At 58.2% G+C, this 19,510-nt stretch carries 15 protein-coding genes; 7 read left to right on the top strand and 8 right to left on the bottom strand.

Features of this window, described 5'->3' with window-relative positions:
• The first annotated feature begins 3 nt into the window (after nucleotides 1–3).
• On the top strand, nucleotides 4–1,749 hold the full coding sequence (locus ACXAH0_RS20430) for a peptidase domain-containing ABC transporter (RefSeq protein WP_475194674.1): 1,746 nt from the start codon (nucleotides 4–6) through the stop codon (nucleotides 1,747–1,749).
• Nucleotides 1,746–3,968, top strand: a complete 2,223-nt coding sequence (locus tag ACXAH0_RS20425; RefSeq protein WP_475194671.1) for a peptidase domain-containing ABC transporter — start codon at nucleotides 1,746–1,748, stop codon at nucleotides 3,966–3,968. Before ACXAH0_RS20430 ends, ACXAH0_RS20425 begins: the two co-directional genes overlap by 4 nt.
• Nucleotides 3,969–4,319: 351 nt before the next feature.
• On the opposite strand, the gene ACXAH0_RS20420 is transcribed toward ACXAH0_RS20425, so the two are convergent.
• Nucleotides 4,320–4,979 (bottom strand): GntR family transcriptional regulator, encoded by a 660-nt coding sequence (locus ACXAH0_RS20420; RefSeq protein WP_475173064.1) that lies wholly within the window; start codon nucleotides 4,977–4,979, stop codon nucleotides 4,320–4,322.
• Between the two features lie 506 nt (nucleotides 4,980–5,485).
• Here ACXAH0_RS20420 and dctP point away from each other — a divergent pair.
• The 4 genes from dctP to ACXAH0_RS20400 are packed head-to-tail and all read left to right on the top strand — an operon-like array spanning nucleotide 5,486 to nucleotide 9,379.
• Complete coding sequence (gene dctP, locus ACXAH0_RS20415; protein WP_475173061.1) at nucleotides 5,486–6,505, top strand: TRAP transporter substrate-binding protein DctP; 1,020 nt, start codon at nucleotides 5,486–5,488, stop codon at nucleotides 6,503–6,505.
• 32 nt (nucleotides 6,506–6,537) lie between these two features.
• Complete coding sequence (locus ACXAH0_RS20410) at nucleotides 6,538–7,104, top strand: TRAP transporter small permease (protein WP_475173058.1); 567 nt, start codon at nucleotides 6,538–6,540, stop codon at nucleotides 7,102–7,104.
• Complete coding sequence (locus ACXAH0_RS20405) at nucleotides 7,101–8,396, top strand: TRAP transporter large permease (RefSeq protein ID WP_475173057.1); 1,296 nt, start codon at nucleotides 7,101–7,103, stop codon at nucleotides 8,394–8,396. The genes ACXAH0_RS20410 and ACXAH0_RS20405 overlap by 4 nt, the downstream gene beginning before the upstream one ends.
• A gap of 44 nt (nucleotides 8,397–8,440) precedes the next feature.
• Nucleotides 8,441–9,379: a dihydrodipicolinate synthase family protein gene (locus ACXAH0_RS20400; RefSeq protein WP_475194667.1), complete on the top strand. Its 939-nt coding sequence runs from the start codon at nucleotides 8,441–8,443 to the stop codon at nucleotides 9,377–9,379.
• Nucleotides 9,380–9,469: 90 nt separating this feature from the next.
• Here the strand turns inward: ACXAH0_RS20400 and ACXAH0_RS20395 are convergent, their stop codons facing one another.
• Together ACXAH0_RS20395 and ACXAH0_RS20390 are read right to left on the bottom strand one after the other, a co-directional pair.
• Nucleotides 9,470–10,054, bottom strand: a complete 585-nt coding sequence (locus ACXAH0_RS20395) for a VPLPA-CTERM sorting domain-containing protein (protein WP_475194664.1) — start codon at nucleotides 10,052–10,054, stop codon at nucleotides 9,470–9,472.
• Nucleotides 10,055–10,626: 572 nt separating this feature from the next.
• Nucleotides 10,627–12,672, bottom strand: a complete 2,046-nt coding sequence (locus ACXAH0_RS20390) for an oxidoreductase (RefSeq protein WP_475194660.1) — start codon at nucleotides 12,670–12,672, stop codon at nucleotides 10,627–10,629.
• A gap of 83 nt (nucleotides 12,673–12,755) precedes the next feature.
• Between ACXAH0_RS20390 and ACXAH0_RS20385 the strand changes: the two genes are divergently transcribed.
• The gene (locus tag ACXAH0_RS20385; RefSeq protein ID WP_475173051.1) at nucleotides 12,756–13,391 is read left to right on the top strand and encodes a TetR/AcrR family transcriptional regulator; all 636 of its coding nucleotides are present in this window, start codon (nucleotides 12,756–12,758) and stop codon (nucleotides 13,389–13,391) included.
• A gap of 891 nt (nucleotides 13,392–14,282) precedes the next feature.
• Here ACXAH0_RS20385 and ACXAH0_RS20380 read toward each other — a convergent pair.
• The 5 genes from ACXAH0_RS20380 to ACXAH0_RS20360 are packed head-to-tail and all read right to left on the bottom strand — an operon-like array spanning nucleotide 14,283 to nucleotide 19,504.
• Nucleotides 14,283–15,536 carry a hypothetical protein gene (locus ACXAH0_RS20380; RefSeq protein WP_475194656.1) on the bottom strand — a complete coding sequence of 418 codons (1,254 nt, stop codon included), beginning with the start codon at nucleotides 15,534–15,536 and terminating at the stop codon, nucleotides 14,283–14,285.
• 5 nt (nucleotides 15,537–15,541) lie between these two features.
• A complete protein-coding gene (locus ACXAH0_RS20375) occupies nucleotides 15,542–17,068 on the bottom strand; it encodes a VWA domain-containing protein (protein ID WP_475194653.1) in 1,527 nt (508 codons plus the stop codon).
• Nucleotides 17,065–18,048, bottom strand: coding sequence for a VWA domain-containing protein (locus ACXAH0_RS20370; protein WP_475194646.1), 984 nt, complete (start codon nucleotides 18,046–18,048; stop codon nucleotides 17,065–17,067). The genes ACXAH0_RS20375 and ACXAH0_RS20370 overlap by 4 nt, the downstream gene beginning before the upstream one ends.
• Nucleotides 18,045–18,521 (bottom strand): DUF4381 domain-containing protein, encoded by a 477-nt coding sequence (locus ACXAH0_RS20365; protein ID WP_475194643.1) that lies wholly within the window; start codon nucleotides 18,519–18,521, stop codon nucleotides 18,045–18,047. The genes ACXAH0_RS20370 and ACXAH0_RS20365 overlap by 4 nt, the downstream gene beginning before the upstream one ends.
• Nucleotides 18,518–19,504 carry a DUF58 domain-containing protein gene (locus ACXAH0_RS20360; RefSeq protein ID WP_475194638.1) on the bottom strand — a complete coding sequence of 329 codons (987 nt, stop codon included), beginning with the start codon at nucleotides 19,502–19,504 and terminating at the stop codon, nucleotides 18,518–18,520. Before ACXAH0_RS20360 ends, ACXAH0_RS20365 begins: the two co-directional genes overlap by 4 nt.
• Nucleotides 19,505–19,510 lie beyond the last annotated feature (6 nt).

Genomic DNA, 19,510 nt, shown 5'->3' with positions numbered 1-19,510 from the left:
CTAATGCTGAAATCGATCTTTTCTTCCTTTACTGTTCCCATGATCCGGGTGAAACACTCACCGAGTGGGCAGTGGATTTCGGCTCCCCGTCTGCCATCCGATGTCGTGACCGCATCGATCTTTGCCAACATCCTCGGTCTGGCCATGCCCCTTGCGATTCTGCAGGTCTATGACCGGGTGTTGCCCAACCAGTCCTCAGACACGCTTCTGGTCCTGATGGCAGGTGTCATCTTTGTGCTGATCGCTGATGGCCTGATCAAGATCGCAAGAACAGCCGTCGTGTGCCGACTGGGCGCCAGCTTTAATCACCACAGCCATAAGGAACTGATCCGGCGGGTCTTGCATGCCAATCCGGAAGACTTTGCAGCAACGCCGGTTTCCGTGCATACGCACCGGCTACGCTCACTGCAATCGGTCTCCGATCACTACGGGGACCAGGCTCGGCTTCTGTCCATCGATCTGCCTGCTGGTGGCGTCTATCTGGCCGTACTGACCTTCATTGCAGGCCCTTTGGCGCTTGTTCCATTGTGTCTCCTGGTCCTCTTCGGTCTATTTGCCGTCAACCGGAACCGGGCGCTGCGAAACGTCATCTCCGACCGGGCCGATCAGGACGACAGAAAGTCCGATTTCATCATCGAGGCGCTTACCGGGGCCAGAACCCTGAAGTCCCAGGCCATGGAAGCGTTGATTATGCGCCGCTTCGAACGGCTGCAGGGGGAAACGGCCCGTTTGAGCGCCCGTTACATGCAACTCGCTGGGCAGGCCCGGGATGCTTCGTCGCTCTTTGCGACGCTGACGACCGTCTGCGTTGTTCTTTTCGGGTCCGTTATGGTTATTGAGGAAACTTTCAGCATTGGGGGCGTTGCCGCCAGCACCTTGCTGGCCGGGCAGTTCGTGCAACCCTTTTTAAGGGCCATCAACCAATTGACTGATATGCAACGGCTACGCCACGACCATAGCCAGGTCGTGGCCCTGTTCGACCTGCCACCGGTCGTCTCTGGAAAGGTTCCTGAGAACGGCTCCGATGGTTCAATCCGATTGGTGAATGTGTCGCTGAACGGCCCGTCAGGCGGCCGCATTGCCTCAGATCTCAATCTGACGGTCGCCCCGGGAGAGATCGTTGGTGTCAGCGGCTCTGACGGAGGCGTCAAAACAGCCCTGATGAAGGTACTGAAAGGGGACCGGTGCCCCGATCAAGGACATGTCCTGATTGGCGGGCACGATTTTTCGGGTCCCTACAAGGATTCCATGCGCAGCTCAATCGCCTATGTGGACAGCAAGGCGGCTATCTTCAACGGCACGCTTCTTGATAACATCACCATGTTTGGTGCCATTTCCGACATTGCTCACGCACGCATGGCGGCCCGTCTCATCGGGTTGGAAAAGGACATTCATCTGCTGCCAAAAGGGTATGACACGCAGCTGGGGGCGGATCTCGGAGGCAAGCTGCCCACGTCGATCCTTCAGCGAATCTGCATAGCCCGGGCGCTGTGCGGTGAGCCCAAAATCCTGATTCTAGACGAGGCGAATGCCTTGCTTGACCAGTCCGCAGAAAAGGGGCTCCTGGAGGCTCTTAAACAGTTGAAAGGGCATTTGACCGTGATTCTGGTCAGCCAGCGCCCCTCGATGCGGGCCGTCGCCGACCGGCAGTTCCTCGTGGAAAACGGACAGCTCCAGGATCTGAAGCCGGGAAGCGTATCAGAGCCTAAGAGCCGGACCGGCACTGCTAGCAAGGAATTGTCAGCTTGACACGCGCGCTTTTTGATCTTCTGGACCTGGAGCCCTCGACGAATCCGGTTCACCGGCAATGGGAAGACCTGTCCGATGATTTGACGCGGGAAACGGCTGGCCAGTCGACCGCTTTCTCTCATCTGAGCAATAGCACAACTCCGGCAGGAAAATGCCTTGTTCCTCTCCTGCGCGAAATGTCGTGGCAGGGCAATGACCGGCTATTGTTCGAGGCGCTGCCGCATTTTGACGGCATTGACACCCTTCAGGACCTGCGCAAGGTTCTGAGCCGGGTCAAAATTGTGACAACTCCGTTTCACGGTGACCTGGGAACGTTGCCCGACCATCAGCTGCCGTGTCTGTGTGCCACCGGGGACGACGTTCTTGTTCTGGCCAGCAAGACGCCGGAAGGGGATTTCCGGGCCTATTCTGGAGCCTCCGAAAAGGCCGCTCTCCTCACGCCCAAAGCCCTTCGAAAGGCCGAGCTTTTCCTCGTTTCGGAAGATCGTGACCCGGCCGAAAAGACGGGTGCGGCCAGAAGCTGGTCCTCCGCGGCAGCCAAACAGTTCCGCGCCAGTATTCTGGCCATACTGGGGATTGGACTTCTTCTGAACGTCATTGCCTTGGGACCGCCGCTGTTCATCATGGCGATCTATGACAAGGCCATGGGCGCCAAGGCGTTCGATGTTCTGCTGACTATGGCAGCCGGGATAGCGATCATTCTTGTGTGTGAACTGGTGCTCAGAAGAACCAAGAACAGACTTCAGGCCTATCTGGGTGGCCGCGTGGACGCAATCGTGGGCAATGCAGCGTTTCAACGGATCTTGCATCTGCCCTATGCGATGCTGTCGGAAGCTCCGGTCGGCATGCAAGTCATGCGGCTGCGCTATTTCGACAGTGTGCGCGACATCTTTCAAAGCCCGCTGTTGAACGCGATTGTCGACATCCCCTTCACGCTGATCTTCATCGTTGCAATCTTTCTGATCGGTGGGCCGGTGGCCTTCCCACCTCTGGCGCTGCTGCTCGTCTACGGGTTGATTGCGGTCTATGTTCTGCCCAGGATCCAGCGGGAAGTCACCGCTGTCGGAGAGCAGAAAACCCGGTTCATCAGACACGTGATCGAAACCTTCCGGTTTCAGCGTGCGCTCAGAAACCTGTCCGTGGAAGATGCCTGGCTTGACCGGTTTTCCGCCTTGTCGGCACAGTTCAACAAATCCAACGTTCATGCCCGCAGCCTGACCTTTCTGCTGCAAACGGTTTCCCAGACCCTGATGACCATCTGCGGTGTTCTGGTGCTTGGTATTGGCGCCATGCAGGTGATGGAAGGCAATATGAGCCTCGGTGCGCTCATCGCGACCATGGCCATGGCCTGGCGGGTTCTCAATCCCATGAACCAGGCCTTTTTAAGCATTACACAGCTTGCCCAGAGCCGAACGGTTCTTGAGCAGATCAACGCTCTCATGAAAGTGCCGCTGGAGCGGGAACCAGGCTATCTGCCCAAGATCACCCGCGACCTTCAGGGAGACCTTCAGATCTCTTCCCTGGTGCTGCGCTATCCCGGAAGCACGGAAGCCAGCTTGAAGGGTGTCGACCTGACGATCACGCAGGGGGAAATGGTCGCAATCACGGGCCCCAGCGGATCTGGAAAGTCGGCTCTGTTTCAGGCCGTCACAGGCCTGTTTCAGCCGCAGGTGGGATCAATTCTCTTTGATGGCCTCGATGTGCGCCAACTGGATGCCGGGGAATGGCGAAGCCGGATCGGTTATGCTCCGGAAGAGCTCGACTTTTTCTACGGCACCGTCAAGCAGAATCTGCTGCTCTGCGAGCCCGGTGCAAGTGACGAGAGACTTTACGACATCACGGAAAAGCTCGGGCTGCTGTCCTATCTGGAGACCCATTTTGACGGGCTTGAAACCCGCCTGAATACGGAGACGGTCAAACGGCTGCCGGACAATGTGAAACAGCGGATTGTCCTGGCCAGGGCCTTGGTAAAGACCGTTCCCTTGTATCTCTTCGACAATCCCGGCACCCATCTGGATTTTGACGGGGACCGGCGGTTCATGGCGGTGTTGCAGGCCCTTCGGGGCAAGGCAACGGTTCTGATCAACACCCAGCGGCCGAGCCATATGAAGATGGCGGACCGCGTCGTGCTGTTCCAAGGCGGCCAGATCGCCATGATGGGCGCCCCTGACAAGGTTGTGCCGGCTTTGATGGGACAGCAAACGCCCAGGGCCGGGTAGATACATGCGGTTCTTCACGGCAGGATCCTGACATCAAACCGTCAGTTGGCGGCGCCGGACCACACGCCGGTCCCGCCGGTCTGCATAGCCACACGCAGCCCATTCCACCCTGAACCCGACCTCCCGCTTTTTCGAGTTTGCGCGTAAAATGTCCACTTATGTAAATGGACGCGATATGAAAAGCCGAAAGAAACGGGAGGAAGCGCCACTTGCTGCACTTTTTGCGGCGTTCCGCCGCTTTGCCTCCGCTGTCAGCTGACGGGCACCCTCCAGATGGCGCCGTCCCCGATTTGTCAATGATAAAACGGGCCGGATGCTTTGGAACAGCTTGAGGAAAGTGGGTATGCCCCCCTACAGTCTCAACGCACGTTTGCGGGCACTGTCAATATGATCTTCCAGCGCCGCAACCGCCCGGTCTTCGTCCCGGGTTTCCAGGGCATCCAGGATCTTGAGATGTTCGCCGACAACCACTTCGATCAGATCCGGAAGAATACGGGTTTCCCGGCCGCGGATTATCCGGATCTTTATGGAATTGACCCGGTAGACATTTGACAGGAGGTCATTGCCAAGCCGGTCAATGACAAGGTCATGAAACCCCCAATCAACCGCCTGAGCCCGGTCCAAAAGGGCAGGGGTTACCTCCTTGCGGGCTTCTGCCAGGATCTCTTCGTGCTCCGCACGGATTTTTGCAATCGATCCTGGGCTCTCGTTCCGGCAAAACTCCTTCAGGGCGGCCAATTCCAGAATCATGCGCAGCTGAAAGGCGTTCCGGATAAGGTCGACATCCACATGGGCAATCTGCATGCCCCGTTTGGGCACGGTCTTGACGATTCCCTCTGCTTCAAGGCGCGGAACCAGTTCACGAATGGCCCCGAGCGGCATGCCGGTCATCTCGACCAGCTCACGCTGCGACACGAATTGCCCGGGCAGAATGTCCCGCGCAAGCAGCTTCTCGGTAAACGACCTGTAGGCTTCCCAGCGAAGCGTCGTCTTCAGCCCCTGATCTGTCATTCGGGCGCCGCTCCGTATCCGCTGCAAAGGATCTGGATGGTTCTCGTCACATAGCCTCCAGGGTCAAACACATGCTTAAAACGGTCCCCACGGTTGAATTCACCCATGCCCCACAGGTTCAAAATCCGGGTTCAATCCCAAGACCACGCCTGACAACAAGCGCAGTCACCGTAACAGGTTAGTGTGATGCCACGATGATGGCAAGCAAGCCATTGTTGGTTGAGGCGTTACAAAGTCAGAACCTCCGTCAGAGTGACGAGGCTGAATTTGGTGCTATTCGCCCGGCGGAAAGATCAAAATAAACAGCCAAAACAATCATATCTAGGTGATCTGACGAGAAGGAGCAGTAAGGCGTCCGATCTTTTCACTTGCTGACATATCACTAACATGTTAGACGCAATTTCTCAGAAAGAGTTGTCAATCTGACCAGCTGCCGGTCCTTAAGGCTTGAGGAGAGAGAGGGAGCGGCGCTAGATGGCTCTTGCGATACATGTCTCAGGGAGGAAATGATGACAGTCATTACACGCCGCCGGTTTGGTGCGGCCATGGCCACTGCAGCCGCGCTCACCCTTGTTCCGCTTACCAGCTTCTCTGCCGCCGCTGAGGACAAGGTCACATTGCGGATGTCGACCCCGGCCAGCGATACGGACCAGCGCACAATCGCCCTTGCGGATGTGTTTGCGCCTGCCGTATCGGATTTCGCAACCTATGAACCTCATTACAATGCGTCGCTGATTGCGCAAGGCTCCGAGCTCGAAGCCATTGCTTCTGGCGATCTCGAAATGTCCCTGACATCGGCGCAGGAACTGGCGAATTTCTTCCCGGAGTTCTCTATTTTCGCCACCGGTTACGTCCACCAGAGCGCTGCCCATCAGGTTGCTGTTTTCAATGATCCGCTGATGGATCCCTTCAAGAAGAAGGTTGAGGACGAACTCGGCGTCAAGCTGCTTTCGGTCATGTATCTGGGCCGCCGTCAGGTAAACCTGCGCCAGACCAAAGATGAGCTGACCGTCATGACGCCCAAGGATCTGGCCGGCGTCAACCTGCGCATGCCCGGCTCTGATGCCTGGCAGTTCTTGGGCAAGGCTCTGGGCGCCAATCCGACCCCGATGGCCTTTACGGAAGTTTATACGGCGCTGCAAACCGCATCTGTGGACGGTCAGGACAACCCGCTGCCGACTGTGGTGGATGCCAAATTCTATGAAGTCACCAACCAGATCGTTCTGACCTCCCATCTTGTGGACCTGAACTATATCGCCTTTTCCAAGGCGGTCTGGGATGGCCTGTCTGCAGACCAGCAGGCAGAACTTCAGGCGGCAGCCGATGCGGCGGCCGACAGCGCTCGCAAGAAGCAGCTTCAGAAAGAGACTGAACTGGTCTCGTTCCTCGAAGAGCAGGGCCTCTCCATCTACGAGCCGGACGTAAAGGCTTTCCGGGAGCATGTGCAGGCCCAGTATGTCGGCTCCAAATTTGCAGAATCCTGGCCTGACGGCGTTCTCGACCAGATCAACGCGCTCGGTCAGTAATCGGCAACAGGAGAGGGTGGCGAGTAGGCCGCATGAAACCCGTAGTCAAATGGATAACGCGGACGGCCGAAGGCCTGGCAGCCTTGATGATGGCTGCCATGTTCGCCACCTTCATCCTGCAAATCGCTATCCGTTATTCGGCCCGGCTTCCTTGGATAGGGGAGACCTTCCCCCTCCTGGAGCCGGGCCACTACGGCTGGACCCTTGAATTTTGCACGGCGCTTTGGGTCTGGATCGTCTTTTTCGGCAATGCCTTCATTGTCCGGTCCCGGGACCAGGTGCAGTTCGATCTGTTCTACCGAATGGCGTCGCCGGGCCTGCGCCGGGTCTTTCTCATCATCAGCGGAACGGCCATTTCAGCCGGTTTGCTATGGTCCCTGGAACCGACATGGGCCAAATTCTACATTCTGCGCCTGAAGAAGACCGCCACCTTGTCGGAGCTCTTCGGCGATGGTCTGCGCATGCGCGACATCTATGCCGTCTATATTCTTTTCCTGGGTGTGGTCGCCCTGCGGTTCGGGTGGGCCGTCTGGCAGGCGCTGCGCCACGGCGTTCAGGAAGATCAGGCAGAAACACAGGACGGGGCCAGCCGGTCATGAGCGTTGAATTTCTGTTGTGCCTGCTCACGATCGTGATTCTGGCCGGTATCGGTGCGCCGATTGCCTATTCCATTTTGCTGGGGGCCTTTGTCTATCTTGGCCTGGCAGGACAAAGCGTTGGTGTTGCCGGCAAAGTGATCATGGATGGGCTTTATAACAGCTTCATCCTTTTGGCTGTGCCACTCTTCATCGTCGCTGCAAATATCATGAATGCGGGGACGATCTCCGAACGCCTGCTCAATTTCTGTGTGGCTGCTGTTGGCCGGTTCCGGGGTGGGCTCGGCCATGTCAACATTGTCGCCTCGTTGATTTTTTCCGGCATGTCCGGATCTGCCGTGGCCGATGCCGCAGGGATCGGCAAGATCATCATCGAGATGATGGTGAAGTCAGGTCACTATTCGAGAGGCTTTGCTGCCGCTGTGACGGCAGCCTCTGCCACGATTGGCCCGATCATTCCGCCGTCGATTCCGATGGTGCTCTATGCACTGGTTTCCCAATCCTCCATCGGTTACCTGTTTCTGGGCGGCATCATTCCGGGGCTGTTGATGGCCGTTTTGATGATGGCGCTGAATTTTTACATTTCCAGCCGCCGGGGCGCTACGGTGGATACGCCCGTTCCCTTGCGCGAATTGCCCAAGCTGACAGTCAACGCTTTTCCTGCGCTGCTCATGCCCGCCATCCTGCTTTACGGCATCTATGGCGGTGTGACGACACCGACCGAAGCAGCGGCGGTGGCAGCTTTTTACGCGCTCATCCTTGCGGCGGTCTTCTACCGCGCCCTGTCGCTCAAGGCCTTTTACCGCATCCTTGTGGAAAGCGCCCGGTCCTCAGCGGCAGTCGGGATCGTCATCGGCGGCGCTCTCATTCTCAATTACATCGTCGCGTCCGAGAATATTCCAACGCTTCTGGCCAAGGCAATGGTCGGCATTGATGTCTCGCCGCTGATGTTCCTGATCGCCGTCAACATCCTGATCCTGCTGCTCGGCTGCCTACTGGATGCAACCACGATCATTCTTGTCATCATACCTCTGTTCATCCCCACCTGCCGGGAACTGGACATTGATCTGGTTCACTTCGGCGTCGTTGCAGTGGTGAATTGCATGATCGGCCTGATCACGCCGCCCTACGGTATGCTGCTATTTGTCATCAATGCCGTCACCGGCATTCCTCTGGTGGAAATGATCCGCGAAATCTGGCCGTTTCTCGGGGTACTCATCCTGGCTCTGCTTGCGATGATCCTCATGCCGGACATTGTTTTGTGGCTGCCGCGTGTCTTTGGGTATCCCGGATAAGCGCGCGGTGCCATTGATCTCTTGAAAGAAAGGACGGGCCTGCCATGCAGTCCATAGCTGGAATCGTGCCGGTTGTGCTGACACCCTTCACGCCGGACAACAAGATTGACTGGGACGGCTATGAGCGTCTTCTGGAATGGTATATCAGCAACGGCTCGGAAGGCCTGTTTGCTGTCTGCCAGTCGTCGGAAATGCAGTTCCTGTCTCTCCAGGAGCGGGTCGATCTGGCAAGATTCACGGTCAAGACAGTTGCTGGCCGGGTTCCGATTGCAGCATCAGGCCACATTTCAGATGCTTTGGACGACCAGATCGCTGAAATGACAGCCATCGCCGGAACCGGCATTGACTGCGCGGTCTTCGTGACCAACCGGCTGGCTGGACAGGACGAAGACGGCACCGTTTTGCAAAGCCGCCTGGAAAAACTCATGGCGGCACTGCCCAACGATGTGCCACTCGGCCTTTATGAATGTCCAGCACCCTACCGCCGTCTTCTGAGCGATGACCACATTGCCTTTTGCGCGCAGAGCGGCCGGTTTTCGATCCTGAAAGACGTCTCTTGCGATCTTGATGTTCTGAAGCGCCGGATCTCCCTGTGTTCAGGCACGCCCCTGGCCATCAACAATGCCAATGCGGCGCTTGCATGGCCGGCCATGCAGGCTGGCGGGAAGGGTTTCTGCGGTGTGATGAACAATTTCCATCCGGATCTCTACCGCTGGATACAGGATCACGGCGCCAATCACCCCGATATTGCCTCTGATCTCGCGCACTTTATGGCCCTTGCCGCCATGTGCGAACCAATGGGCTACCCTAAGATCGCCAAACGGTTCCATCAACGCCTTGGCACATTCGCGCACACAGACTGCCGGGCCGTGACCTTTGACATACACGAGCGATTCTGGGCGCTGGAAGCTGTTTTGGATCACATCTTGGAAGGGGCACAAACCTTCCGCTCTCGCATTGCCACCTTAAAAGACGCGGCCTGAAGCCGAATATCTTGATGGCCAGATCACCTTAAACGCAAAAAAAGACGGTTGCCAGGCAACCGTCCTAAAGGTGGGCTATTTACGGGGTTATTATGAGCGGCGGAAACGGGTGAGAGCCAAACCGCCAAGACCGCCGAGCAGCAAAAGGGCTGAGGCGGGAAGGGGAACCGGTGTCGTCTGCATGTTTGCATATTCGAAAGCCGGAGCGCCGAGATTGGCAAAATAGACCTGATCGAATTTCAAGTTGGCGAAGTTCACCAGCTTGGTGCCGTCGCCAAAAGACAGACCGAGATCAAAGGCGGTCAGAATGGCAACAATCGACCCTTGATACCATAAGGCGACTGTGTTCCGGCCATAAGGATCCGCATCCGGGGTGCCCCAGATAAAGGACAGAGAGTTCTGAGCTTTATCGAAATAGTAGGATGCAACCGCACCAAATCCGGAAACCGCAGAATAGGGAGACGTGCTGTCGCCCCAAGGAGACGTGCGCACACCCGAATACGTACCCGTTACGTTGTTATAGACGTCGCCGACAATTTCAGTGCCGACCGGGTTGTCGAAAGCTGTTGTGCCGACCGGCACATTGGAAACGCTCCAGGTGACAGCCGATGCGGACATCGGCGTCATCAAAAGAGCAAACACAGCGAAAACCGCTGACAGAAGACTGTATTTCATCTTCAGGACCCTTTTAAAAAACCTCAACTCAGCATCCCACTCGCGGGACGCCGTATTTCGCAATGCGTTTCTTTCCCTAAGGCACTTAGTGGGAGTACCCTGAGGGAGAATGAATCCGATATGCAAAAAATCAAATACAATCAAAGTAAATTAAATACAAATATTAATTCAAGAGAAAGTTCAACTTGTACATAAAGCGAAAAACAAAGTATAAAATTGTTCGAAAAGCGTAAGTGGGTAATGACGCGAATCTAATTTCTCGCCTTCAAATCCCGTGAGGCAGGGTCGTGTCTCATATCTCTCGCATTTTCGTTTTCAGGCGACGGCTCATTGAGTTTTGCTGCCTTCATGGCTCTCTTGCAACTGAACAGATCCCGACCTTTGCAGACCCAAGGCGCGCAGTTGAACCTCCAATTGCAGACTTTGGTGCAGACGCAGCGAGGTCTCCCTTCGTCCGCGCTCTGAACATTTGTTCAGAGCGCAGCAAAGGTCAGCTCCGGGCCCAAGTTGATCGATGCTGCGTTTTGCGTGAACGTCAACTGCCGTCTCGGCGGCAGTCTGTTCTATTGCGTTTAAATGTCTTTCATCAGCCTCAGCGCATCATAGATCGCTGCATGGGTATTGCGGCAGGAGACCGCGTCCCCCACGCGGAACAATTGGAACGTGCCTTCGGAATTGCGTGAGACCGACTGGGATGTGCCCGCGACCAGGTCATCGTAATCGACCTCGCCCAAATTGGTGCTGTGTGGCTTAAGGTCGAAGTACAAATCATCCAACGGCAAGATGCCGTAATTCACCACAACCTGATCGTATGTTTTGTCTGTGACAAGATCGCTGTAGTCGGTTCCGATCTGCACCGACAGCCGATTGCCATCGCGCGCCACGCCGAGCAAGCGACGGGTGACGGTGAAGGTCACATCCTTCTCCTGCAAAGACCGCATGTAGGGCACAAGGTTCATGGCCATGACCTCGGGCGCAAACGTGCGATCAGGCGTCATGATCTCGACCTGACATCCGCTCTCTGCCGCGACCTCAGCGGCTTGCAACGCGGCGTGATCCCCAGCCTCGTCATAGATCAGCACAGACCCAACCGGCTTTACGTCGCCGGAGATAATGTCCCAGGACGTGACCACATGATCGGCGTCTTGGCCTGTTTCAAACAGTTCGGTATTGGGCAGGCCGCCAGTGGCGATGATCACGACATCAGGCTCAAACGCGAGCACATCTTGCGCCTCGGCCCAGAGATTGAAATGGAACTTAACATCCCGAGCGGCGCATTGTGACATGCGCCAGTCGATGATCGAGATCATTTCTTTACGCCGGGCACTCAGCGCCGTCAGGCGAACCTGTCCGCCGGGATCTGACTGCGCTTCGATGACCGTCACATCATGGCCACGTTCGGCAGCAACGCGCGCCGCTTCCAATCCGCCGGGCCCGGCACCGACCACCACAACGCGCTTTGGCGTGTCTGCCGGCGTAATTTCGTGCGGCATGGTCAGTTCCCGTCCTGTCGCCGCGTTGTGGATGCACAGCGCATCGCCCGCTTGGTAGATGCGATCGAGGCAGTAGGTGGCGCCGACACAGGGCCGGATATCGTCCTCACGTCCTTCCACGATTTTCTGGACGATATGCGGATCTGCCATATGCGCCCTTGTCATGCCAACCATATCCAGCTGGCCTGATTGCACCGCATAGCGCGCCGTTGCGACGTCGGGAATGCGTGCGGCATGGAAGGTTGGCATGCCGGTAGCGGCCTTGACCCGGCCTGCAAAATCCAGATGCGGCGCGCTTTTCATACCTTGGACCGGGATCACATCTGTCATCGCGGGATCCGTGTGGATCCGCCCCCGGATCACGTTTAGGAAGTCAACCTGGCCCGTTGCAGCAAGCCGTTTCGAAATCTCCAGCCCTTCTTCTTCCGTGATGCCACCTTTTTGCGCCTCATCCGCTGTGTACCGCAGGCCAATGATGAACTCGGACCCGACGCGTTTGCGAATTGCGGCCAGAACATCCATTGGAAACCGCAGTCGGTTTTCAAGTGTGTCTGCACCATATGGCCCAACCAGATCATTCGTCAGAGGCGACCAGAACTGATCCAGCAGGTGGCCGTAAGCCTGCAATTCTATTCCGTCCATGCCGCCTGCCTGCATCCGTTCGGCAGCATCGGCAAAGTCTCGTATAATCCGATCAATGTCCCAGTCTTCAATCCGCTTCGGGAAAGACCGGTGCGCAGGTTCGCGGTGTTTCGAAGGCGAGACAGAAGGCAGCCAATCGCCTTTGTTCCACCCCGTTCTGCGGCCCAAATGCGTCAGCTGGATCATCACTGCGCAGCCATGTTCGTGGCAACCATCCGTCAGGCTTTGGATCCACGGAACCACCTCATCCTTATAGGCCAGGATGTTGTTGAATACGGGAGGGCTATCCTTGGAGACCGCAGCGGAGCCTGCCGTCATCGTTAGCGCAACCCCAGCCTTGGCACGCTCGGCATGGTAGGCCCGATACCGCTCCTTGGGCATTCCATCCTCAGGATAGGCCGGTTCATGGCTCGTTGTCATGATCCGGTTACGCAATGTGAGGTGCTTGAGTTGGAAAGGCTGGAGGAGCGGATCGGTCGCCATTAGAAATCCTCGGGCTAAAACTTGACACTGATGTCAAGAAAGCGGGTCTTTACATATATGTCAAGTCGTCAGATCATTTCCGGATGGCAACAGACACCCTTCAAAAGCAGCGTGGCTCCCGGGACATCTGGCTCGAAGCCGCCTATGACGTATTGATTTCAGACGGCATAGAGGCGGTCAAAGTCATGACATTGGCACGCCGCCTGAACCTGACCCGCACTGGTTTCTATTGGTTTTTCGATGACATAGCCGCCCTGCATGGCGCGATGATCGAGCGATGGGAGGACAAGAACACCGGTAATTTGGTTGCCATGTGCCGCAGAGATGCGGCCTCTGTGTCCGAGGCCTTGTTAAACCTGATGGATTGTTGGCTGGATCGCACGCTTTTTGATGCCCCCCTCGATTTGGCGATCCGCAACTGGGGGCGCACAAACTCCGCGCTTCAAGCCAAGATCGATCAGGCCGATACAGAGCGTATCACCGCCGTGTCACAGATTTTCGAGCGATTTGGATACTCCAAGGAACAATCAGAGGTTCGCGGAATGACCGTGATTTACTCACAGATCGGGTACATCTCGATGGATGTGCGTGAAAACCCAACAGAGCGCCTTGCGCGCGTCCAGCATTATGTTGAGCTTTTCTCCGGTGTGCGCGCGACTGTCGCCGAGGTTCAGGACTTTTTAAAGAGGCACGCTCGAATACAGACACAAGACGCGTGAACAAAACCAACAGAAGCAGACCTTGGCGCAGCCGCCGCGCAATACCGTATCGTCCCGCATTGCGGAGCCTTGTTTTCACCGTAACAAAAGACCGCGCCCCGCACGACCTTTGAACTAGCTTGATCCTCCCCTTTGAAGTGGTCCGCCGTTACGTTTAGAAAACCGGAGGATCACGAAACAGGATCGAGTGACGCTAAATCAAAGACTTACAGAAAAAGAGTTGGCTGGAGAACCTGGATTTAAACCAGGACTAACGGAGTCAGAGTCCGTAGTAGTGTCTCGCAAAGCCGCCATTTACACGCATTTTGTCGCGCCGATGTCGCGTGGATGCTGGGTCTAAGTACTGAAGCCCCGAGTACATGCATCCTCGCCAGCAATTTCTGAACACGACCGCTTTGCGTCCCCACTACGGTCGTTCGCCGTATCTCAGCCTGACTCTGAAAACTGCCGTTCGTTGCGAGGCGGGCAAATGTCGATAGAGGGCGGGAAGTGTGAATTCGCTGCGGTCGGAACGAACGACTGGACTGGCGCTGGGAGCGGACTGTCGGCATTCAATCGTTAAACAACCAAAGCAGTCATCCGACCCAGTGGCATGTCAAGTCGCCAGCGCTGAGGATACCTAGTGTATGCTAAGATTTATGCGTTGAACTACTACTGACAAGGCGTATTCATTTCCAACTAAGACAAACAAATCGCTCCCTATATTGTTAGACGAACTGTGAAGGGCGAGGAAACGACGCCGTCGCATGCTGGATTGGTAAAAGCGCCGATGGCCACAACGCTTAGGAATTCACTGCTCTTCGAACTGACTTGCAAGCTACCGCTGGAATGTAAGTCTGCATTTCAAGTTTCCAGCGGTGGTAGAGGCTTTCCCAGCCGGAGAGTTGATGGTTATGGGTTGAGTGCAGGCAGTGCACCATGGTCCGCTTCGGCCGTATGGTGCCCCGCCCGGCGGATGCTTTCGGCCAGTGTCTGCCAGTCCCGAGCCGTGCTCTCTAGACCTGCTCCACCGTAGCGCTGTGCACTGATCGCGCGGAGTGCGTCGCGGACGTCCTGCCGATCCGTCCTGCTGGTTTCGGGAGGTCGCTCGACCCATGTTTGCAACGCTGCGACCGTGGCAGGGTAATCATGTGCGGCAATGGCCTTCAGGACCGTCTTTCGGGCATAAGCCTTGCTGGCCCTGAAGCGCTCCTGATGGGTCCGGACGGCGCGGACCAGCACCGGACCGGCAGCCCAGACAACAATCGCGAGTACGATCAGTCCGGCGCTCCCCAGCAGCCAGACAGCGGGATTGTCCCGGAGAACCAGATCCCGGGCGGTGACGGTTGCACCTGTCGCCGAGACCTCGACCGGGTCGAGCGAGGTCGTCTCGACGGTTTGGGAAGCGATGTTGTACCAGCGCAGCTCGATGCCCGGGAGCGTGCCGTTGCCGTTGCCCTGGACCATGAACGTTTGTGTCTCCGTGCGCGACCCGGAAATGACGCCGCGATCCTCGCTTTCCGCCAACACCGGCTCATCTTCATAAGTGGTAAAACCGACGATTTGCGGCGGCTCCATAAGCTGTGGAAGCATCATCGGCGAAGCACCGCTTATATTGGCCGTGACCGTGCGCCGGATGCTGTCACCTGGTTTTAGGTCCGTAACTGGGTCGGACACCGCCTGTTCGAGCGTCAGTCCCTTTGCTGCAATGAAGGGCATCAGATCCTCAGCGCCCTCAGGCACCAGGCCCTCAACTTCAAGTGCCGGGAGCACGAGATTTGCCTTGATTACCTGCGATGTGTCGTCGGGATCGGCATAGCTCACCTCAATTGCACCTTCTGGCAATGAAAACCGGCCAGGTGCCATTGGCGAGACCAGATAACGCCTGGTGACGCCGGACCATTCATCTCCGTTGATCCTTTTGCTCGTTGGAGCGGTGGCCTGGTCCGGCAGGCGGACGCGTATGTTCGGAGCATCGAGCGGCGGGAAGGCAATCGGCTTTGGCATCCAGGTCGGCACCAGGACCGTGATCCTCAGGGTCAGGAACTGTCCGGGAATGGTCCGGTTTTCATCGTACTCGACCTGGACGACAGGTGTGGTCTGCGCCATTGCCGCGGCAGCGGCCATCACCAGCACCAACACGGCAAGAAGTGTAGAACGCGACAATCCCCTCATTGTTGTGCCGCCTCTATCGCAAAACGCTGGCGCAGGAAGTCCCCTGTGCGCGTGTCGACAAATTGCATCCACTGATCTGCGGTCAGCAGGCCACCCTTTGCGTCCTCGCTGATCTTCGTTTCCACACCGCGTTTGGCCTCATTGTCGTAAACGATGTCGTCGGCTCCAATGCCCCGTTCTTCGCCTGTGTCAGACTCTTCGCGTGCGGTCTCGACGAAATCCAGGATCTGCCGGGCGATGCGAAGATTGTCTTCCGCACCGGGGAAATCCGGGTCCAGCGCCAGCGTTTCCTCGAAGGCGGCTATGCCATCGCGATAGCCGCGGCTGCGTATATGGGCCATGCCTTTCGCGAAAGCCGCCTCGGGGGTCTCCAGGCGGTCATAGGTCTGCGCGGCGGCTTCATACTGTCCGTCACGGTATTGCGCGCGGCCCTTCCACATAGGATCGGTGAAGAGTTCCGCCGCCTTTCCGAAATCCTTGTCCCGGTAGGCCAGCCAGGCCTGCTGGTCGGTCGTCAGGAACCAGTCGGCGACACCGGCACGCGCAGGGTCCGGCGCGCCGGTCATCAGTCCCGCCGCAAGAATCAGGACCGACCAGCGCATGGTCCAGCCGCGGCGGAACCAAACAAGCGTCAGCAGAGCAGCGGGCCAGGCCAGCAGCCAGCCTCTATCGTCCCAGGGCTGGGTGCCCGTCTCGTTGAGCAAACGCCGGAAGTCGCTGTTGAGCGACCGGTCGAGAGCGCGTATGTCGCCATCATCGGGCGTGACCCGGACCTTGAAGCCGTCGAGGCCCTCTATCCCGGGATCGGAAGCACCGTCCGGAAGCATCTCCAGCAGGCCGAGCGCCGCGCCATCGCCGGCCGCGGCGTTCAGTGCGGGCAGGTCCACCGTGTCGATGGCATCGGCGACGAACAGGAGGGCCCCGCCGGTCCTTCCCGCTTCGCCCGACGCCAGAATTCCGGTCGCCAGGTCCAGAGCCGCGCCGGAATTGGCGCCTTCCTGGGGCATGATGTCCGGCGAAAGGCCTTCCAGATAAGGCTTCATGACATTTGGATCGCTTGTCATCGGCAAGACAGAATGGGCACTGCCGGCATAGGCGACCAGAGCCGTTCGCGCACCGGCTCTAAGGGCGAGCAGGTCGAGGATCTTCTGTTTCGCGCGCTCAAGCCGCGTCGGCGCGACATCGTCGGCCGTCATTGACGGTGTCACCTTCAGGACGACCACCAAGGGTGCTGTCTGTGCAACGAAGGGATCGGGCTGGCGCGACCAGGTCGGGCCAGCCGCGCCGATCAGTGCAAGGCAGATCACCAAGACCACACCGTCGATAGGCAGAATGCGCCGCTTGTGACCGCTTCCCACTGTCAAGGCGTCTCGCAGATGCGGAGCGATGCCTGCCAGATCCGGCCCTCGCCGCGTCGCGCGGCGGCGGATCCAATACCATACGAGCACCGGGACAGGCAGGAGGACCAGCCAGAGTGGCCGGAGGAAATACAGTTCGGAAAGGATGAATTCCAGTTCGCTCATGCCGGCCTCCTGCGGTGAAGCGGAAAAGCGAGAAAAAGCAGTCCGGCAATTCCAAGGATCGCGGCAGCGGCCAGAGGCAGATAGGCCAGGCTCGATTTCGGACGGTAGGAGAGCGTCTGTGTTTGCCTTGGTGTGAGTTCGTCGATCCGGTCATAGACGTCCGTGAGACCTGCCTCATCATCGGCGAAAAAGAACTCGCCACCCGTCCTGCGCGCGATCTCCTGAAGTGTTGGCAGGTCAACCCGGTTTTCGCCGGAACCCTCTGGATCGCCGACACCGACCGTGTAGATCTGTATGCCCTTGCCGGCGGCGATTTCGGCTGCATTGACCGGGCTCATGCGGCTGCCCGTGTCGGCTCCGTCGGAGAGTAGGATCAGCAGGCGTTGATCGATATCGCTGGCCTCGAAGGTGCGGATAGAAAGACCGATGGCATCACCGAGCGCCGTATGCGGGCCGGCCATGCCGACTTCCGTCTGTCCGAGCAATGTCGTGATGGTTTCAAGGTCTTCTGTCAGCGGCGCCTGGACATAGGCCTTGGTGCCGAACACGATCAGAGACATGCGGTCGCTCTCGCGGCCGGACACGAAACTGTCAACCACGTCGCGAACGGCGGCGAGCCTTTGCTTCGGCTGTCCGTCCGGCGTGCTAAAATCCCGGGTATCCATCGAGCCGGATATATCGATGGCAAGGACCACATCGCGTGCCGAGCGGGTCTCCTCTATCACCGCGCCGATGCGTTCCGGACGGGCGATCGCCAAACAGAGCAGACACCAAACCAGCACCGAGGTGAACATCTGCAAACGTGAACGGGACAGCACCACCGCGCCCGGTCCCGGCGTGCTTCCGGCGGTTTGCGCGATGCGGCGGAAGAACGGAAACCGGAGCGCAGGCACCTTTTCCCGATGCGGCGGCAGGAACCGGAAAATCAGAAACGGAAGAGGCAGGGCCAGAAGCGCCCAGGGAAACGCAAGGCTTATCATGTTCCGGTCTCCCGGAAATGAGACCGTATCCATCGCTCGGCCAGATCCTTCAGTTCAGGACCGGGTGGCGTGTCGCGGTAAGGCGCGCTGATCAAGGTTCGGCCTGCCTCTCCCTCAAACGGGCAATCCCGCCCGGTGCGACTGAGGAAGGACAGCCAGCGCTCACCGGTCAGTCCCGCCACGTGCTGTCGCGGATAGGCCGCGAGCGCCGTGCGGCGCAGGATGCGTGCAATGGCGGTGGGATCGTCTGGATGCTGTTTCAGTTCGACAAGCGCTTCCCGGCGATAGGCGTTGGCGTGATGGCGTCGCAGAAGACCGATCGCCACAACGAGCGCCGTCAGCACGAGAAGCGCGACCAGCACCGCCCAGCCCCAGGTCTGCGGCATCATGGAGATCGGCGGCGGGTCTGCCGGCTCAACGAGACTGTCGAGGAGGTCGACGAGATTGAGCGGATCCGGAGCGGTACTGGTCATTGGCGTCCTCCTGCCAGCCCCAGGAGCCGGGCCATCTGCTGGACACTGTCCTCGCCAGAGGACAGGGGGATCACCGGAAAGCCGTATTTCCGCTGCCAGTCGAGGATTTCTGCAAGGCGTCCCCCTGCCATATCGCGCAGCCGGTCGTGAACGGTCCTGTCGCCCGTGTCGATCTCCGCTTGCAGGCTGCCGTCCGAAACCACGATGCGCACGCCTGCCGGCAGGGTCTTGGCATAGGGGTCGGAGACGAGTCCGAGCACGAGGTCGTTGTGCTTCGAAAGACCGGCCACATGCCGCTGTGTTGTCGCGTCGACCTCGTCGAAATCGCTGAAGATGAGGATCAGGTGATCGCGCCGGGCTATCCGCGCGACCGCGTCCAGTACGCGGTTCAACGGCATGGGGTCGACCGGAGGCGCGTCTGCGCTCAACAGGCTGTTGGCATCGCTCAAGGCGGTCAAAAACGAATTGAGAGCGGTTCGGCTGCGCCGCGGCCGGATTTCGGCAATGGCTTGGTCACCGAAGACGATGCCGCCGACCCGGTCGCCCTGGTCGAATATCCGGAATGCGGCAAGGGCGGCGCATTCGGCCGCCGTGACCGACTTCATGTTCCGTTCCGAACCGAAAAACATCGACATGCGCTGGTCGACAACAATCAGGGCCGGACGATCCCGCTCCTCGGTGAACACACGCACATGCGGTTCGCCGGTCCGTGCGGTCACTTTCCAGTCGATCGAGCGGATATCGTCGGAAGGCAGATAGGTCCGCAGTTCCTCGAAGTTGAGACCCCGGCCGCGCAGTCGGGACGCATGCCTGCCGTTGAGAATACTGCGCGCCGGTTGGCGCGGCAGGAAGGTCAGGCCGCGGGCCTTACCTTCAAGCGACATCAGATGAGCCCGGTCTATGCGTACGCGCCGGTCCGGTTCGCCCTGGCCGGGCGTGCGTCCAGTCAGTCCATTTCGGATGCGGGCAGCCCTGTCGCGCAAGACCTT

The organism is Roseibium sp. AWQ4_290 (assembly GCF_056160985.1).
This window is presented reverse-complemented; position numbering and strand designations above follow the sequence as displayed.

Bases quoted from the DNA above. Each gene is read 5' to 3' on its own strand.
- ACXAH0_RS20430 (WP_475194674.1), top strand. From the start codon at position 4: ATGCTGAAATCGATCTTTTCTTCCTTTACTGTTCCCATGATCCGGGTG.
- ACXAH0_RS20420 (WP_475173064.1), bottom strand. From the start codon at position 4,979: ATGACAGATCAGGGGCTGAAGACGACGCTTCGCTGGGAAGCCTACAGG.
- dctP (WP_475173061.1), top strand. From the start codon at position 5,486: ATGATGACAGTCATTACACGCCGCCGGTTTGGTGCGGCCATGGCCACT.
- ACXAH0_RS20410 (WP_475173058.1), top strand. From the start codon at position 6,538: ATGAAACCCGTAGTCAAATGGATAACGCGGACGGCCGAAGGCCTGGCA.
- ACXAH0_RS20405 (WP_475173057.1), top strand. From the start codon at position 7,101: ATGAGCGTTGAATTTCTGTTGTGCCTGCTCACGATCGTGATTCTGGCC.
- ACXAH0_RS20400 (WP_475194667.1), top strand. From the start codon at position 8,441: ATGCAGTCCATAGCTGGAATCGTGCCGGTTGTGCTGACACCCTTCACG.
- ACXAH0_RS20395 (WP_475194664.1), bottom strand. From the start codon at position 10,054: ATGAAATACAGTCTTCTGTCAGCGGTTTTCGCTGTGTTTGCTCTTTTG.
- ACXAH0_RS20390 (WP_475194660.1), bottom strand. From the start codon at position 12,672: ATGGCGACCGATCCGCTCCTCCAGCCTTTCCAACTCAAGCACCTCACA.
- ACXAH0_RS20385 (WP_475173051.1), top strand. From the start codon at position 12,756: ATGGCAACAGACACCCTTCAAAAGCAGCGTGGCTCCCGGGACATCTGG.
- ACXAH0_RS20375 (WP_475194653.1), bottom strand. From the start codon at position 17,068: ATGAGCGAACTGGAATTCATCCTTTCCGAACTGTATTTCCTCCGGCCA.
- ACXAH0_RS20370 (WP_475194646.1), bottom strand. From the start codon at position 18,048: ATGATAAGCCTTGCGTTTCCCTGGGCGCTTCTGGCCCTGCCTCTTCCG.
- ACXAH0_RS20365 (WP_475194643.1), bottom strand. From the start codon at position 18,521: ATGACCAGTACCGCTCCGGATCCGCTCAATCTCGTCGACCTCCTCGAC.